The sequence below is a fragment of the Chitinophaga sp. 05T412 genome (assembly GCF_056396465.1).
Map to the genome: position 1 here is coordinate 1 of NZ_JBFTLN010000029.1, position 19458 is coordinate 19458.

General features: G+C 48.6%; 7 protein-coding genes. All 7 read right to left on the reverse strand.

Annotated elements, in window-relative coordinates:
* On the reverse strand, nucleotides 1–6578 hold a 6578-nt coding region (locus AC1DFM_RS34405; protein ID WP_477081315.1), incomplete at its 3' end, for an amino acid adenylation domain-containing protein.
* Nucleotides 6575–12247: an amino acid adenylation domain-containing protein gene (locus AC1DFM_RS34410; protein WP_477081316.1), complete on the reverse strand. Its 5673-nt coding sequence runs from the start codon at nucleotides 12245–12247 to the stop codon at nucleotides 6575–6577. The genes AC1DFM_RS34405 and AC1DFM_RS34410, both read right to left, overlap by 4 nt.
* Nucleotides 12248–12262: 15 nt before the next feature.
* Nucleotides 12263–13033, reverse strand: a complete 771-nt coding sequence (locus AC1DFM_RS34415; protein ID WP_477081317.1) for an inositol monophosphatase family protein — start codon at nucleotides 13031–13033, stop codon at nucleotides 12263–12265.
* 1 nt (nucleotide 13034) lies between these two features.
* On the reverse strand, nucleotides 13035–13781 hold the full coding sequence (locus AC1DFM_RS34420; RefSeq protein ID WP_477081318.1) for an SDR family NAD(P)-dependent oxidoreductase: 747 nt from the start codon (nucleotides 13779–13781) through the stop codon (nucleotides 13035–13037).
* Between the two features lie 13 nt (nucleotides 13782–13794).
* Nucleotides 13795–15093 (reverse strand): threonine synthase, encoded by a 1299-nt coding sequence (locus AC1DFM_RS34425; RefSeq protein WP_477081319.1) that lies wholly within the window; start codon nucleotides 15091–15093, stop codon nucleotides 13795–13797.
* Nucleotides 15094–15099: 6 nt separating this feature from the next.
* Nucleotides 15100–15753: a beta/alpha barrel domain-containing protein gene (locus AC1DFM_RS34430; RefSeq protein ID WP_477081320.1), complete on the reverse strand. Its 654-nt coding sequence runs from the start codon at nucleotides 15751–15753 to the stop codon at nucleotides 15100–15102.
* A gap of 19 nt (nucleotides 15754–15772) precedes the next feature.
* Nucleotides 15773–19458, reverse strand: a 3686-nt coding sequence (locus AC1DFM_RS34435) for an amino acid adenylation domain-containing protein (RefSeq protein ID WP_477081321.1), incomplete at its 5' end; no start/stop codon positions are given.

Below are 19458 nucleotides of genomic sequence, written 5' to 3' on the forward strand. Positions count from 1 at the left end.
TCAGTATCCTGCTCCAGAAAATAATGCTGGATAGGTGTAAACGGTATCAGGCCTGTCACCATTTCCTGAGAGGCATAACGGGTAACCGTTTCCATTTTGGCGGCCAGCTGCTCCACCTCGGGTGTAAGCAACACGTCCTGTATTTTGAGGGAATAGCCCCGTTGCTTCAGTCGGGATACTACCTGGATAGATTTGATGGAGTCGCCACCCAGCAGGAAAAAATCATCCCGAAGTCCGATCTGTTTTTTCTTCAACACTTCTTCCAGTACTGCCGCCAAATGTATTTCTGCAGCGGTACGGGGCGCAACATATTCAACACCCACGCTGATGCCGGTATAAAGCGGGTCTGGCAGCTGTTTCCGATCTACCTTCCCGTTGGCTGTCAGCGGCAGCTGTTCCATCACTACAAAATGCGCGGGTATCATGTAAACAGGCAAAAGGCCCGATAAATAATTTCGTATATCCGTTACATTTAAATCCTTTCCGGTGATATAAGCCGCCAGTTCCTTTTCACCTTCGCTTCCGGCACGGGCCAGCACCACCGCAGCTTCTACACCAGGACAGCCCAGAACAGCCGTCTCTATCTCTCCCAGTTCAATGCGGTAGCCACGGATCTTTACCTGGTCATCTTTTCTGCCTATGAAAACAATATTCCCATCCGGCAGCCAGCGGGCCAGGTCACCAGTCCGGTACATGCGGCCACCAGTAAAAGGACTGGTCACAAACTTCTCCGCTGTCAACACCGGCTGATGCAGATAGCCGCTTGCCACACCGGCGCCGGCTATATAGATCTCTCCGACAACACCTACAGGTACCAACTGCTGCACTTCATCCAGGATATAGATCGATGTGCGGGCAATAGGTTTACCAATCAGCACCGGCCTCTCCGGCTGTAGCGCAGTGACGATACAGCCTACAGTTGTTTCCGTAGGCCCGTACTCGTTATACACCTCCATGCCCGGGTGAATATTTTTCAGGATACCTACCTGCTCGTTGGTTACCTGTTCCCCTCCTATTATTGCACAGCAGATATTATCAGCTACCAGTTGCAGATGACGGAGATAACTAACATGCGCAGGTGTAAGCTTGATACAATTGCTGCTGCTTTGCGCACTAAAATAATGGGTAAAAATATCTGCCATGGCAGCATGCTGATCATACACATGCAAACTGCCGCCCATTGTGAGACTACAGAAAATACTTGTCACGGTAAGATCAAACGACAACGACGTGAACAAACCAAAAGAAGGCTTTTCTATGCCTGCAAAATAATAGTGGTCTGCCCATTGAATATAAGCAGCCAGGTTATCGCGGGTAATGGCACAACCTTTAGGCGTACCTGTAGAGCCGGAAGTATAGATTACATACGCCAGCTGTTGTCCATCCGTTGCGGGAGGCAATACCACCGGATCTGCCGCCGCCCCATCCAGCTGTACGTCAATGGCATAAACATCTCCCTTATAATAACCGATATCAAAAATGTAGGAGGTTTGTGTAACCAGTATCTTCAGTCCGGTATCCTGTATAATAAACTCCTTGCGTGCAGCAGGATAGGTTGGGTCTACCGGCACATAAGCGGCTCCCGTTTTGAGAATCCCCAATATAGCGATGATCATTTTGTCAGACCTGTCGAGCATAATGCCTGCCAGATCACCGGCGCCTACCTGATACTGCGTGTACAGCTGCGTGGCCAATTGATCCGATAACTGGTCCAGCATGGCATAGGTCAGCTGCGACTGCTCAAACACCACCGCGATGCTATCCGGATATTTCTCTACACAGTTTTTGAAAGAAGACAACACATCTGTGCAGTCAGTATAGTTCAACGGGATATCATTGAATGTTTCCAGCAATTGCCGGCGTTCCGCTTCCTCCATACAGTCCAGCTGTTGCAGTGGAACTTCCGGAGCGTTAGTAATCGCGTCCAGCAATACTGCCAGTCTTGCACAAAAACGTTCCGCTGTATTTTTCGTATAGATATCACTGTTATATTCCAGGGAGATGGCCAGTTCTTCGCCTGCTTCTATGAACATGAACGTGAGATCAAACTTACTGACCACCTGGCTGCCTGCGCTGAACGGGCGAATAGACAAATCTTTTGCAGCCAGTCCTTCTGCTGTCAGGTCCAGCCCCGTGTTGTGCAGATCTATCAATACGTCAAACAGGGCAGTACGACTCATGTCGCGGCTCACCTTCACATCGTGCAGCAGTTCATCAAAAGGATACGACTGGTGTTCATACGCGTCCAGTGTAATCGCTCTTACATTTGCTAACAGCTGCTGGTAGTTATCGGTGGCATGGAATCGTGTTCTCAGTGCCAGCGTATTCAGATAAAGGCCTATCTGGTCATCCAGATCAGCGTGATTCCTTCCGGCCACGGGGCTGCCAATGATCAAGTCCTGCTGCCCGCTATGCCGGTAAAGCAGGATGTTCACCGCTGCAAGCAGGCCCATAAAAAGCGACGCATCCTGACGCGTGGTGATCTCTTTCAGCGCCTTCAACATAGCCGGATCAAACTTATGGAAAACAGTGCCTCCGTTGTATGTTTTCGCTGCAGGACGGGGATGATCTCCCGGAAGATCCAGCACAGGAAGCTCCCCGGAAAACTGTTGCTGCCAGTACTCCCGGTGCGCATTAAACGAGCCGTTATGCAACTGCTCCTGTTGCCATACCGCATAATCCTTGTACTGTATGCGCAGAGCGGATAGCGCCGGGTATACCTCCCCTTCGCAGAAGGCATTATAAAAGAGCAGCAATTCTTTGAGCAAAATACGGGTCGACCATCCATCGCTGATGATATGATGCATAGTATAGGTAAATACCCATTGATGATCCGACAGGCAGATCAACGCAGCACGTACCAGCGGACCAGCAGCCAGGTCGAAAGGCTGCCCTCCTTTCTGTTGCAACAGCTGTTGCAGCGCAACGTCCTGATTAGCCGTCTGTCGCAGATCATGATATTGCAACCGGAAGCCCAGGGCTTCTGCCGGCAGGATAAATTGTTGGATAATACCTGCTTCATCTTCCCGGAAAACGGTACGGAGAATCTCGTGCCGCAGGATGAGCTGATCAAAAGCATTGGCCAGCGCATCACGGTCAGGTGTACCTTCAAAGAGATAGACACCCGGTACGTTATAGGCAATATTACTTTCTCTGAACTGGCTTAATACCCAGAGCCTGCGCTGGGAAGAAGATAACGGATAATAACGTTGTACCGGCGCGGAATGGATGCGTTCAAAAAGCGTTTTCTGTGTACCTGTTATTAATTGTGCCTGTTCCTCCAATGTTGTACTGGTAAACAGGTCATGGAAATCTATCTTCACATTAAACTTCCGGTGGATCTGGCTCGCCAGGCGGGTAGCCTTCAAACTATGGCCACCAAGTTCAAAGAAATTATCTTTTACACCAATCTTTTCTTTCCCCAATACTTCCTGCCATATCTCCGCCAGCTGCACTTCTACGATGTTCCGTGGTGCTATGTAACTGGCTTCATCTGTGTTACCATTGCTGTCTGGATCTGGTAGCTGCTTGCGATTAATCTTACCGTTGGAAGTAATCGGCATCGCCTCCAGTTGCACGTAATAACGGGGTAGCATATACGATGGCAGTGACTTCGACAGGAAAGTACGCAGCTCTTCAGTACCTAACGACAACGTAGCTACGTAGTAGGCGGCCAACTCACGTTCTCCCAATTTGTTATCCCACGCCAGCACAACGGCAGTATCCACTGCCGGATGCTGCTGCAACGCATCGGTGATCTCATCCAGCTCTATACGGTAGCCGCGGATCTTCACCTGGTCGTCTTTACGGCCCAGGAATGCAATGCTGCCATCGGGCAGCCAACGCCCAAGATCACCCGTTTTATAAAACAGCTCACCCCCTACAAATGGATTGGGAACAAAACGGGCTGCCGTCAGCTCCGGCTGGTTCAGATAGCCATTCGCCAGGCCATCGCCACCTATGCATATTTCTCCGGCTACACCTATCGGGCATGGACGCAGCTGCTTGTCCAGCACATACACACGGCTGTTGCAGAATGGCATCCCAAGAGAAATTTTCGGAGCTGCAACATCAATGCGGCGTAATAACTTCCCGATCGTTGTTTCTGAAGGACCATAGTGGTTGTACACTTCGCAACTGCCCTTGTGTTCGCGGATATGATCTATCACATCTGCTGTCAGCTGCTCTCCGCCGAAAATCAGGCACTTCGCCGGAGCAAATAAACGGTCTGTTGACTGCAACGCTTTCCAGTGCGAAGGCACAATCTTCAGACAATCTACCGGCGCACTGCCTAAACGGTCAGCGCTCATCACATCGGCAGCCGAATAAATGCGCAGGCATCCACCCATTAACAGGGAGGTATAAATCACCGTATTACCCAGGTCCGCCGAAATAGTTGATACCAGGCCAAAGGTTTTGCAGCTGCCGATGTTGGTCACTGCACGCACACCGTAGCTGTAATCCACCAGCGAACAGTGACTGATCATCACACCCTTCGGCTGCCCTGTAGACCCCGAAGTATACAGTACATACGCCAGGTCAAGCGGATGCAATTCCACGGTGGGCTTTACTGGAATCACCGTATCATCCAGCTGGATATCTATTGCATACACTGCCCCATTATAATAGTCCAGTTCAAACACATAATCCGTTTGCGTGATCAATGCCCTGATCAAGGTATCCTGCATAATAAATGCCTTGCGTGCTTTGGGAAGGTCTGGATCAATAGCTACGTAAGCCCCGCCAGTCTTCAGGATGCCAAGGATCGCAATGATCATATTTTCTGAACGATCCAGCATGATGCCGATCAGATCATTGGGCATGATCTCATATTGCGTCAGCAGATAGCTGGCCAGGATATCAGATTTAAGATCCAGCTCCCGGTAACTTAAAACAGTATCATTGAATGCCAGTGCCGGTGCATCGGGTGTTTTCTGCACCTGCACGGCAAAAAGATCTAGTATGGTTTTCTCCGTTGGGTAACCATTCACCGCGTGAGAGAACGTTTCCAACAGCTGCTGTTTTTCTGCCACCCCCAGGTAATCCAGCTCGTTCACCGGCGTATCGGGATGCGCCAATGCAGTAGCCAGCAGTTGCTCGAAATGACCGGCCATGCGCACAGCGGTGTCTTTATGATAGATGTCACTATTATAACCAATACTAACCTGGATACCGTCTGCGCCTGCAGCGAAAAGAAAAGTAAAATCAAACTTATTGAATCGTTCTTCCCAGTCTTCGTAGCGGCTCACCGTCACTGCACCTAACCGCGATTGTTCCGGATGGGCGTCTGCCTGCTGAAATCCAACGATCACGTCAAACAGGCTGCTGCGGCTGGTATCCCGCTGCAAAGGCAATTCGTCTATCAATTTATCAAAAGGATATGACTGGTGTTCATACGCATCCAGTGTTACCTGTCTTACTCCCGACAGCAACTGTCGGAATCCGTCAGTTCCACTGAAACGGTTTCTCAACGCCAGTGTGTTCAGATAAAAACCAATCTGATCTTCCAACTCTATATGATCTCTTCCGGATTTGGAGCTACCAATGATAATATCTTCTTGTCCGGTATAACGGTAAAACAACGCATTCAATACTGCCATCAATCCCATGAACAAGGTAGCGCCCTGTTCCTGGCAATACGCCTGTAACCTGTTCGTCAATACAGCACTGATATGCTGGCTCACCGTACCTCCATTGTAGGTCCTTACTGCCGGACGCGGATAGTCAGCGGGCAATGCCAGCACAGGTAGTTCCCCTTCAAATTGCTGCAGCCAGTAATCACGGTGATCCTGTTGCGCAGCTACGCCTGACTGTGAGCGTTGCCATGCTGCATAATCCTTGTAATGGATGCGCAGTGGAGGCAGCGGTGCTTCCACGCCTTCCGCATACGCGTTGTAGAACAACAGCAGTTCCCGGATCAATATACCCATAGACCACGCATCGCTGATGATATGATGCAATGTGGTGGCGAAAACCCATTTGCTTTCAGATAAACGGAACAGCACACCACGCAACAACGGGCCATGCGCCAGGTCAAAAGGCTGTGCCACTTCCTCCTCCACCAACACTTGCAGCCGTTGGGATTGAGATGTTTCCTGTTGCAGGTCCACATGCCTTAACTGAAAGCGGGTATCTTCCACTGGCAAAACAAATTGCCTGACTTCTCCCCCATCATCTTCCCTGAATACAGTGCGTAATATTTCATGCCTTTCAGGCAGCCGTTGAAATGCCTGTTCCAATGCAGGTATGTTCAAGTCACCTTCCAGTATGTACACGCCGGGTATGTTGTAGGCGATATTACCTTCCCTGAACTGGCTAAGTACCCAAAGCCGCTGCTGTGCAGGCGACAGCTGATAGCTGTCAGCCCCGGGCAACGCAGGAATAGCCATGCTGTATTCATCTTCCTCAACAGTATTATTATTACTGGTAAGGAACTGTACCAGTTCTTTTTTATTCTCGCGGATGGCAGCTATTAGCGCCGGGGCGATCTGTGATTCGCTGGCAAACACTTTCAGTTGTCCATCTACCACTTCCAGCAAAACATTATTATCTCTGATCTCTTTTAATAGCTCTTTCATATGTCAATTTGTATTAGGGCTTCCTTTTTCAATTGCTGTTCTTTCTGTTGCAGCACAAATCCAATCTGCTCTCCTATATGTTCAATAGTGGGTTCATTAAAAACATGGCGGATATTGAAGCGGATATGAAAAGTCTGGTTGATGCGTGTGAGTAATTGTCCTGCTTTCAGGCTATGACCACCCAGTTCAAAGAAATTATCTTTCACGCCGATCTTTTCGCGGGCCAGTACTTCTTCCCAGATCTTCACCAGTTTTTCCTCCACTTCATTCCTGGGGGCCACATAAGGCGTACCGGTAAGGAGGGCAGACGAAGAAGGATCGGGTAACAATGCGCGGTTAATTTTCCCGTTGCGTGTAAGCGGAAATTCCTTTACTGGTACAAAATGCGCAGGAATCATATAGGCAGGCAGCAGCGTGCGCAGGTACTCGCGGATAGCGCCGGCATGCAGTCCTTCTTCACAAATAAGATAGGCCACCAATTCCTTGTTGGCCGCAGTATCCATCCTGGCTGTTACCAATGCTGCAAGTACCTGGGGATGGCTGCGCAGTGCATTTTCAATTTCGCCGGGCTCTACGCGGTGGCCACGAATCTTCAGCTGATCATCTTTCCTTCCAAGATATTCTATCACGCCACCGGCATGCCACCTGGCCAGGTCGCCGGTCCGGTACATACGCGGATAAGGTCCGAACGGACAGTCCAGAAATTTTTCCTGCGTGAGTTCGGATTTCCCGAGATATCCTTTTGCCACACCTGCACCGGCAATAAATATTTCACCCGGAACACCTACAGAGGTAAGTCCCTGTGCATCATCCAGGATATAAATGGCCGTAGCATCAACAGGCTGGCCAATCATCACGGTATGCGCGGCGGCTATTGGCTGCACAATGCAACCAACCGTGGCCTCCGTAGGCCCGTACTCGTTATAGATGCGAATACCGGGACTAATCTGTCGCAAAATATTTACATGTGAGGCTGTCAGCTCCTCACCTCCTACAATCGCGCACAACATGCTATCAGAAGTGATCTCCAGCTGCTGCAACAAGTTGATGTGGGAAGGCGTGAGTTTAATGCTGTTGATACCACTTTCTGCATGAAACTGCCATGCCAGTGTGTCTGCCAGATCTTCCGCAGGTGGAGCAATCGTCAGACATCCCCCCTGTGTAAGCGTACAAAAAATACTGGTTACAGTAAGATCAAAAGAAAGGGAGGTAAATAATCCGAAAGCAGCTGGTCCCTGATTCCCAAAATAGTACTGGTTAGCCCAGCCTATATAGGAAGCCAGGTTTGCATGGGTCACTTCACAACCTTTGGGCAGGCCGGTAGATCCTGAAGTATAGATCACATAGGCGGTGTTGTCAGGAAGCACTTCCACAGGTGCTATAGCCGCCAATGGCTCCAGTGTATGATAGTGTTGAATCCAGGCTTCATTGATCACCAGTTTGCATTGACTGTCGCGCAACATATGATCGATGCGTTCCTGTTGATAGCCGGTATCTACGGGGAGGTATGCAGCACCTGCAAACATCACCGCCAGCATAGCTATCACCGCATCGGCTGATCGCTCCAGCTGTATCGCCACCAGGTCACCAGGCGTAATGTGCATGGCCAGTTGCAGATAGGCAGCCATGCGGCCGGCCTGCTGCTGCAACTGGCGATAGGTAATATACTGATCGCCATACAAGAGGGCGTTATGATCTTTGTTAGTTGCAACAGCGCTGCGAAACAAGTCCGGTATCAACACAGTGGCAGCTGGCTTTTCAGCGGCTGCATTGAAGGTATGAAGCAGCTCGTATTTCTCTTCTTCATTTAAATATTCCAGTTGCTGTATAGGAACATCAGGACGCTTTACCATTTCAAAGACAAGTTGCTTCAAATGGCGGGACATTCTCTCAATGGTATCTGCATTAAACAAATCGCTGTTATAAGTAATGGCAGCCAGCAGCCCATCCTGCGCAGATGCAAAAGTAAAAGAGAGGTCAAATTTGCTGGTGACATCTGCCACGTCGTTATACCCGCTCACCTGCAACGTTCCGGCAGTATAGGTTTCCGCGTATCCGGCGCCTGTATTTTGCAAGGCCACCCAAACATCAAACAATGGATGCCGGCTCATATCACGAGGTAACGACAAGTCATTCACCAGTGTTTCAAACGGATATTCCTGGTGTGCATAGGCATCCAGGGTAACCGCCTTTGTTTTCAACAGCAGCTCCTTGTAGCTGCTGTGGCTATGAAAAGCCACGCGTAAAGCAAGTGTATTCAAAAACAGGCCGGCCTGTTTCTCCAGATCCACATGCAGGCGACCCGCTACGGGAGTACCGATAATCATATCCTGCTGACCGGTATAGCGGTACAACAAAGCATTCACAGCGGCGAGCAATCCCATAAACAAAGTAGCACCGTGCTGCAGGCACAACGTCTCCAGTTGCCTGGTCAGCGCAGGTTCCAGGCGAAGCACTACTGTTTTCCCATTGTATGTTTTCACAACAGGACGGGGTTTGTCTATCGGCAACGCCAATGCCGGCAATCCACCCTCCAGCTGTTGTAGCCAGAAACTACGGTGATGGTTATACGTTGTATCCGCCAGTCTGGCCTGTTGCCATACGGCATAGTCTTTATACTGTATATCCAGTGAAGGCAGTGCAGGAGCACTACCGCTCGTGCAGGCTATATAGCAGGCCAGCAACTCTTCCATCAGGATATCCATCGTCCAGCCGTCGGTGATGATATGATGCAGTACCCAGCAGAAAACGTGCGTATCTGCATTTTTTCTGTAGAGCGCGGCGCGCAGCAGTGGTCCGGTGCTCAGGTCAAATGGCTCCGCTATAAATTGTTGCAGATGATGATGATTATCATCGCTGTCATCTGCCAAAGTTATCACATGGCCTGTTTCAGCCGGATGCAGTATAAACTGCTTTACTGCCCCGGTTTCATCTTCCCGGAAAACAGTTCTCAATATTTCATGCCTGTCTACAAGCAAGCCAAGTGCCTGCTCCAGCGCCTGTTCATTCAGGGGACCTGTCAACTGATATACGGCCGGTATATTATAAGCCGCATTTATTTCGTTGAACTGGCTCAATAACCAAAGCCGCTGTTGTGCAGATGATAAAGGATAATGCGGTTGCTCCCCCACTGCAGGAATCGCCTCAAAAGCCTGTTTCCTCGCCTTCCCGATCAGTGCTGCCTGATCTTCCAGGACTACGCAGGAGAAGAGTTCATTTAAACTAAGCCGTACCTGAAACTGTTTATGTATGCGGCTGGCAAGCCTGGTAGCTTTCAGACTGTGGCCTCCCAATGTAAAAAAGTTATCGCGAACACTGACTTGCTCCCTATCCAGTATCTCCCGCCAGATAGCGGCCAGGCTTTCTTCCGTGGCGTTGCGGGGGGCAATATAAGGCGCTGCCACTGCCACACCGGAGGGAATGATGCCGGAGAGTTTTTTCCGATCTATTTTGCCATTGGCATTCAATGGTAATTTTTCAAGTTGTACAAAATAACCTGGCACCATATATTCTGGCAGCCGTTCCAGCAGGAATGCCCTTAATGAGGCAGCATCCACCGTAGCCGTAGCGGTAAAATAGGCGGCGAGTTCTTTTACGTTATCTGTTTCATGGGTGATCACCGCACACTGGTTCACCAACGGGTGTTTCAACAAAATATTTTCTACCTCACCTGGTTCCACACGGTTACCCCGGATCTTCACTTGTTCATCGATACGGCCAAGGAAGGCAATATTACCTTCCGGCAACCACTTCCCAAGATCACCGGTCCTATACATGAGTGAGCCCGGGATAAAAGGATTGGGGAGAAATTTTTCTGCGGTAAGTGCCGGTTGTCCGATGTATCCCAGCGCCAGCCCGGCGCCGGCAATATAGAGTTCACCGGGAATGCCCGCCGGCATCAATTGCCTGTCGGCAGAAAGAATGTATATCCAGGTATTGGCAGCTGGCCGCCCTACCGGTTGTTCCCTGTCTAACAACTGGCCGGTGGGAACAGTATAGTTACTTGCATTATGTGTTTCTGAAGGCCCATAAAAATTATGCAGCCTGATACGTGGATTTTTCTCGAGATAGCGGATCAATCCTTTACCAGGATTCAGCGCCTCTCCGGCAGATACAATATGTTTAAGAGAGATATGACCCAGATGCAGTTCATCGGCGACTTCCACAAGTGCATTCAGCGCAGAAACCGGCAGCAACAACCACTCTATGGCGTGATCCGCAATAAATTTCCCCAGCAATGAAAGATCTTTCTGTTGTTCATCGTTAATAAAATAAAGGCTACCGCCAGATAACAACGCAAAAAACAATTCATGCGCGATGAATACATCAAAGCCTGGGGAAGCATATTGTAATACGCGTAGTCCTTTTTCAAAGCCACCATGATCTACCTGCCGCATCACTACATTATATAAGCAGCGATGTGTTTGCAGTATTCCTTTTGGTTGACCTGTTGAGCCGGAGGTATAAATCACAAATGCCGGATCATCTGGCAACAGCTGGCGCTCCGGCAGTGGACCCGCCGGCTGTTGCGGAAAGATATCCGTTGTTTCCACTATACCTTCCCACCAGGACCAATCAGCAAGATTTTCTTTTTCAGTGACCAATACACGGCAGTTACTGTTTTGCAGTATAAACCGCTTCCTGTCATCGGGATATTGCCGGTCGATGGCTACATATGCTGCGCCTGTTTTGAGGATTCCCAGCGTAATCACCGCGAGCCATTCAGAGCGGACCAGCATCATGGCTACAATGTCGCCGGCGCCTACCTGCCAGTGATGATGCAGGTGCCAGGCTATGGCGTCGGACCTTTCATCCAGTTGCTGATAGGTGAGATGTACCTCTCCGGCCACGATAGCAGTATGTGCGGGCGTTTGCTTCACCTGTGCCGCAAATCTTTCCAGTACTGTTTCCCGGATTTCAAACACGGCTTCAGGGTTGCTGTACTGTTGCAATACCGCATGCTGATCGTTGGACAGGATATCCACTTCAGTAATAGTCGCGCCGGTATGAGTAGTCAAAAACCGTAACACGGCCAGGTAACTTTCGAGAAAATCCTTTACCGCTGCCGGCTTAAAAAGCATCGTCGCATAACGCAGCGTAACAGAACCATGCTGCAACAATCCTACCTGTATGGAGCATTGATCCAGCAATGAGCTGTAGCCATTGAAGGCTTCATCGTACAAACCGAATCGGAGCAGGTATTGCTCATCCACCAGTTTATTAAGCGATATTTTATTCAACAACCGGTGATAGTCAACATGCTGGTGTTGCAACGCTGCAGCCAGAGAAGCTTGCTCCTGCAACATCAATGACTTGAATAACTGCTGCCCATCCAACTGGCTGCGCAGGAATATCAGCCGGCTGTTGCCTTCCTCACCAGTACCGGGAGTGGCCACCACTATATCTGTGTTACCGGAATATTTATAACAAAGGATCTTCAGGGCAAGCTGGTACAACAGGAATTTCCCGGTTGCGCTGCTGGCGCCGGTAAACATGCGGTCCATGGCGGCAGATATTTCTGGCGGCATGTCCATATCAACCCGTGCAAAAACAGGATGATCCTCATGCCGGAAGCAGCCATTGGAGCCGGCTGTTTCACCGGCATTCCTGAGCCTTTGCAGCCAATAGTCTTCCGCTAACTTTTCCTTTATACTTATTGTAGTATCCATAATTGATGATTTGTTTTACGCGATCGGCATCATCAGTATCTCATAAATTTTTTCCGGTAATTGTTCATACACGGTTGACAGGAAGAAGGGAATAACATCCTCACTTGCAGAGAATGCCAACTCCCTTCCTTTTCCGTCATAACTAATAATACCCGCCTCGCAGATGATAAAAGACATGGGCCCTACGTCATGCAGGCGGGTATGGATGGTGTGATACATCGCCGCCTGTCCTTTTAACAGCATAAGCAAACTGTAGGTAGCGCAGCGGTAACACCTGGTGTTGTAGCCTTCAGCCTTGAATAAAGGCGTTAATCGGTGCATGGTTTTGGAGCAGAGTATCACTTCCTTTGCTATAAGCTGCATATCCGGTTGGGTGGGCAGGAACGGCTGCCCATTTAGAAAAATGCCTTCGCCTGCTGCTGCATAATATTTTTCCTGCAAGGCGGGAAAAATGAGTAGCGCTTCCACAAAGCGGTTCTCCTTCATCACGCCAATGGATATACCGAATTCTTTTTTCTTTTCGATAAAATTTGCAGTACCGTCAATGGGGTCAATCACCCAGGAATAATGCGCTCCGGGACAGAAGCTGCTCCCACCCTCTTCTTCAGAGATAATATTGTCGCCGGGAAAATTTGTCCTGATAATATCGATGATGGCAGATTGTATGGCGATATCCATATTGGTAACGGGGGTAGCATCTGCTTTTATCCAGTGCACCAAACTATTACCCAGTATGGCAGTGGCCACGCTTTCAATGCTGTTGGCAATTTCTTGTAACCGTTTCATGCTAATACATATATTCGCCTCCGTCTACGATAAATTTCTGTCCATTGATATATCCTGCTTCTTCCGATAACAGGAAGTGGATGATATTGGCTACATCAGATGGTTCGCCCACACGCCCAAGCGGGATACCTCTCCGGGTTACTTCCTGCTGTTCGCATTCCCTGAGATTAAAGCGTTCTTCGATCTCTGCTGTCCTCGTAATTCCGGGAATCACGCAGTTCACACGGATGGCCGGCCCCAGTTCCTTTGCCAGGCATTTAGTCATCACGATCACGCCCGCTTTGGAGGCGCAATAGTTAACACCATTCTTTCTGCCGGTGATGCCGGTGGTAGCGCTGATATTAATGATGTGTCCTTTGGTACCGCGGCCCAGCATTAATTCTGCTGCGGCTTTTGATATGAGGAACACCCCTTTCATATTTACATCCACTACACTGTCCCAATCGTTTTCAGACATTTCCAGCAATGGCTTATCGATATTCCGGCCGGCATTATTAATTACAGCATCAATACTTCCAAACTTATCAGCGATGACGCGGAACATCTGCTGCACCTCCTCCCTATCCGACACATCCGCCTTGTGCAGCAGCACTTGAGGATGTTCGCCAAGACAAGCCGCCAGTGTTTCCTGTGCGGCAGCTTCATCGCTGTGGTAGTTGATAACGAGATTGTATTTTGCTTTAGCCAATCTCATAGAAATCGCACGTCCGATCCCTTTAACACCACCAGTCACCAGTACTGTTTTCATATAGTCGAAACGGTTAGATCAGGGAATCCAGTTCTTCTTTCAGTTTCACCGTATCGCAGGTGGCAGGATTGATCACTGCATCCGGCGAATACAGTTTGGTAGAACTATCTTTTCCTCTGCCACAGGCCAACATCAGGATCACATCATCTTTTTTAAATTGCTGTTTGGCAGCGAGACTGATAAGCCCTGCGAATTCTATTTGGACAGATTTTTCTACATCTGTTCTAAGTAAAATATTCCGGCGTTTGAATGCTTCTACAATCAGGGCAGACTCCTGTTCCACATAGGCTGGCGCTACATCGGTGATGATACCATTAGTAGTTTGCAAACAGTTGTACAGGTCCTGGTAATTGTTGACCGGGTTAGTAGAGTTGAGTGTAGGTTCGTACAAATCAGACGGAAACTCTTTAGGCAAATCTTCTTTATACAATATTTTTTTTCCGTTATTGTAGGCTACTGCCATTACGTTCATCTGACTGGATTGTACACAAACGATACGTGGGATTTGCTCCGCTGTTTCCAGGCCAAATTTGATCAGGTTCTTATGCCCTTTCAGGAAACCGATAGGTCCCATTCCGCTGGCGATCGTCTGAACAAAATAATCGCATTTGGGCAACTGCTGAAATTGTTCATAGGCAACGGTAGCATAAGCTTCATTCCTGTCATGCAACGGCGCAATCACATTCAGTCCATTATGTTCCGCAAATTTTTTGGCAAATGGTGCAATCTCTGCATAGTTATCATCTACATAAATGATAAAATTATTTTTATTCTTTTTGATGTGCTCCGTATTCTTGTAATGACATTGCTTTGGCATAAAGAGATAGGTCGTAAGCCCCAGATGTGCGGCATAATGGGTGTAAGACCTGCCTGTGTTACCCGTAGAATAAAAAACGAGATTGTCTACGGATAGTTCTTTGCAGCGGCTCATGATAATGGAAGCCTCCCTGTCTTTAAACACACCGGTGGGATTCTTATCGCTGTCCATCATAATGAACAACCTCGCGCCATTGAGTGCGCTACTTAGTTCCTCAAACTCGATGATCTCGCTGCCACCCTCTCCCAGCGAAAAAATATTACGGCTGTCTTGCAACGGCATCAGGTCAAAGTTCTTCCAGATATTATCATGCGACTGGTAAGTTTTTCCATTGTACTTTCCGTTGTACACATATTCCAGACGGCCTTTGCACTGGGTACAGGCGCTGACCATTACATCCAGGCCATGATGATAACCACATGTTGTACATTGTTGTGAGACAGATACAGTATTCCCTATTTTTGATAATTTGTCGAATGATAATGCTTTCTCCATGATGTATTAGTTTAAGAAGTCGATTAATGTATTCAATGGCTGCTTTGATTTAAGAATAAGGCTGGACACCAGTACGCCGGCGCCTCCGGTGTTGAGCACATGCAGGAGGTCTTCCGGGGTTTTAATACCGGCGCCGATCAGGATATCCGTCTGGATATGCTGGCGCGCTTCGGCTACGATCCCGGGACAATGATTGATAAAGGAATCATCTTTCCCGATGAGGGCTTCGCTTTCTATACCAATATAGCGTGGTGCGTAGCGGTTCAGTTCTATCGCTTCGTCAATAGTGGTGGCGCAGATCAGGGTGTCTATATTCAGGGCCCTGGCCTTTTCCACGCAGGCATCCAATTCTCCGTCAGAGAGTTTCTTCTCTGGATGATTGAGGATGACTCCGGAAACTGACGACGGATGCGAAGTAGAATGATCCTGAAAGAATGCCAGGAACCGGTCTTTGTCGTCAGAAAATGTATCCTGTATAAAGATCCTGAACTTGCAGGCGGGCGGCACATTTACCGCATCCGGTGCCTGCAATGCGAGAATGATATCGTATCTGTCGAACAGGATATCATCCGATTTGTTAAGTTCTTCCACCAGTTCAAGCGCAGCAGCACCGACCAGTTTTTTGAAGTTAACAATGATCGTACTCTTGTTTTTTTTCATTTCCATAACGTTTATTTGGCTAAAAATTCATGTCGAAATTTCCCAGCTGTACTTCATCCGGCAACATTCCCTGTAATCCGTAATCATCGATGACAGTATGGATATCAGCGATAAAACAACGGACCAGCTCCAGCATTTTTTCCCGGAGCAGTTGTATAGATGCTGCCTCGTATAAATCGTTGTTATATTCAATAGTAATGTGCAGCCCTGCAGGTGTTTCCTGCATATCGAAGTTGAGGTCAAACCGGCTGGTGTTATAGGGCACCGGGAGTTGGGCAATATGAAATGCAGTATCCTTCCACTGCCCTGCAGCATCATTATTTTGCAGTACCACCATGATCTCAAATAATGGATTCATGTTCATTTCACGTTTCACCTGCAGCTCTTCCACCAGTTTATCAAATGGATAATTTTGATGTTCAAATGCTTCCAACACGGTTTGTTTCACTTTAGACAATACATCTGCGAAACTGTCTTTGCCATTAATACGGTCATATAACGCCAGCGTATTCACATAAAAGCCTACCTGGTTTTCAAGGTCAGCATGCCATCTTCCTGCCACAGGAGTACCTATTACACTGTCTTCCTGGGCGGTGTACCGGTATAGCAGGATTTTTATCAACGCCGTCATCGTCATGTATAAGGTGGCTCGTTGTGCGTGGGCAACCGCTTTCAGCGATTGCAGGTCATCGGCTAACAGGAGAAAACGTTCATAGGCGCCGTTATAAGTTTTGGTTGGCTGACGCGGGAAATCCGTTGGCAGTGTAAGTACCGGCAGATCACCTGACAACTTCTGATGCCAGTATTGTTGATGGAATCGCATGGCTGGTGTATCCCATTGTAATTGCTGCCATACCGCATAATCCTTGTATTGTAGCTGCAATGGCGCCAGCGGAGCGGCTTCCCCGGTCAGGATGGCGTGATAGTACATCATGAGCTCCTGCATGAGAATACCCATGGACCAACCATCACTGATGATATGATGAATAACATAGCTGAATACCCAGGTTTTATGTGCCGTATGGTACAACGTTGCACGTAACAATGGGCCCTGCTCCAGGCTAAAAGGAGCGATGAGATCTGCAGCAATAAGCGGTTCCAGTTGTGTAGGTTTATTACGTAGGTCTATTTGCTGTAAGTCCACACCACAGGCATCTGCAGACAATACAAACTGTTTCAGCACACTGTCTGCATCTTCATAAAATACAGTCCTTAATATTTCGTGGCGGCTTACCAGCGATTGGAATGCGCGGGCAAAGACGTTGGTGTCCAACACTCCTTCAAAGCTGAAGAGGCCTGGCATATTGTAAGCAACATTACCATCTTCAAACTGACTAAGTACCCAAAGGCGCTGTTGCGAAGAGGACAGCGGATAACCGTCCTGCGGCGGCGCCGGAGCAATGGGTGCAAAAGTTGTTTTACGCGATTGCATAATCAGCAAGGCCTGATCTTCCAGCATCGGGTACTCAAATAGCGCCTGTAAAGGCAGTTTCACCTCAAACTGTTTATAGATAAGATTAACCAGGCGGGTGGCTTTCAGGCTATGTCCACCAAGATCAAAGAAATGATCTTTTATGCCGATCGCAGGTCTGTTAAGCAGTGCCTGCCAGATGATAATCAGTTGTTCCTCTGTATAATTACGCGGTGGCACAAAACCAATACTTTCCTGTGCCACAGCACCTTCAAGCTGATCCAGACTTTTGCGGTTGATCTTTCCATTAGGCAGTAGCGGGATACTTTCAAGCTGTACATAATGCGCAGGGATCATGTATGCCGGTAATACTTTACCAAGATGTTGTTTGATAACAGGTACGGCTACTCGTTCCGCTGCTGAGAAGAAGGCCACCAGTGCCCGTTCGCCGCTTTGATCCGTTTTAGCCAGGACAGCTGCTGCACGTATGCCGTTACATCCCAGGAGGGCATTCTCTATCTCTCCCAGTTCTATGCGGTAGCCGCGGATCTTCACCTGATCGTCTTTACGACCCAGGTATTCAATATTACCGTCTGGCAGCCAGCGACCGATATCACCGGTGCGGTAAATACGTCGACCAGCCGTAAAAGGATGCGGCACAAACTTCTCTGCCGTCAGCTCCGGTTTGTGCAGGTAGCCTCGGGCCAGCCCGTCGCCGCCAATGCAGATCTCTCCGGCCACGCCTACCGGCTGTACCGCGTTGTCTGCACCCAGCACATAGAGTTGTGTGTTCCAGATAGGACGACCTATCGGAATCCGCTGATCACCCGGGCGCGTGGCGTAATAAGTAACGTCTACAGACGCCTCCGTAGGCCCGTACAGGTTATGTACCGGAGCGGCCATACGGGCATACCAATTACGTACCGTTTCGGCAGACAATGCCTCCCCGCTGGTCACTACCAGCCGAAGACTATCTAAAGCAGCACTAATATCTTCGTCTTCAAATAAAGCAGTAATAAAGGCATTGAACATACCGGGCACAAAATGCAGACAGGTAATGCCGTGACGTTGTATTAAGGCACGCAAACGCTCCGGCGCACCGATATCATCTTTGTGGCAGAGCACCATACGGGCACCCCAGCACAGCGGCAGAAACAGTTCCCATACTGATACATCAAAAGTGAAAGTGGTCTTCTGTAAAATGATGTCTGCAGACGTAAAATTGTAATGCTGCCACATCCACTCCAAACGGTTCACCACACCACGGTGTTCCAGCATACAACCTTTAGGACGACCCGTGGAGCCGGAAGTATAAATTACATAAGCCAGATCCTGCGGCTGGTTAACAATAGCCGGCGTTGCGGTGCTGTATGCTGATTGCACTGCTTTAAAACGCAACAGCTCTGCTTCATCGATCAGCACTTTACAACCACTGTCGGACACGATATAATCAATACGTTCGGACGGGAAGTCAGGATCAATGGGAACATAGGCCCCACCTGACTTCAGCACCGCCAGCAAAGCAATGATCATCCGTTCACTTCTTTCCAGTTGCACCCCCACCAGGTCATCTGCTGCAATAGCATAGTGTTCACGCAGATAATGTGCTAACTGGCTGGAGTATGCATCCAGTTGTTGATAAGTAAAGGAGCTCTCTTCAAATATCAGCGCTATCGCATCCGGCGTTTTAGCTACCTGTTCTGCAAACAGGTGCACCAGGGTTTTATCTTCCGGATAAACAGCAACAGTATCATTAAAGCTATAAAGTAGATGCGATTTTTCTGTTTCACTTAAATAATCCAGTTGTATCAACGGTGTAGTGGGGCGTTCAATGATAGCCTGCAAAAGCTGCCCTAAGTGTTGTAGCAAAGCATTGGCAGTAGCCACACTATAGATATCGCTGTTATATTCGATGCATGCCAGCAAACCAGATGCAGATGTTTCAAAAGTGAAGCTCAGGTCAAATTTGGTAGTAATCTCCCCAGGCAATTCGTAAGGTGCTATTGTCACATCACCAAAATTCCCGTTCACCAAACGTTGATTATCCTGTAGTAATAATATCCATACATCAAACAACGGGCTACGGCTCATATCACGCTTCAGTGGCAATGTGTCCACCAGCTCATCAAAAGGATACGACTGATGTTCATAAGCTGCCATTGTTATCTGTCGCACCTGTTCCAGCAGTTGCAGATAGCTCTCACTGCCGCTGAAGCGGGTCCTTAGCGCCAGCGTGTTCACATAGAAACCTAATTGTCCTTCCAGGTCTGCATGTTCTCTGCCCGCAACAGGGC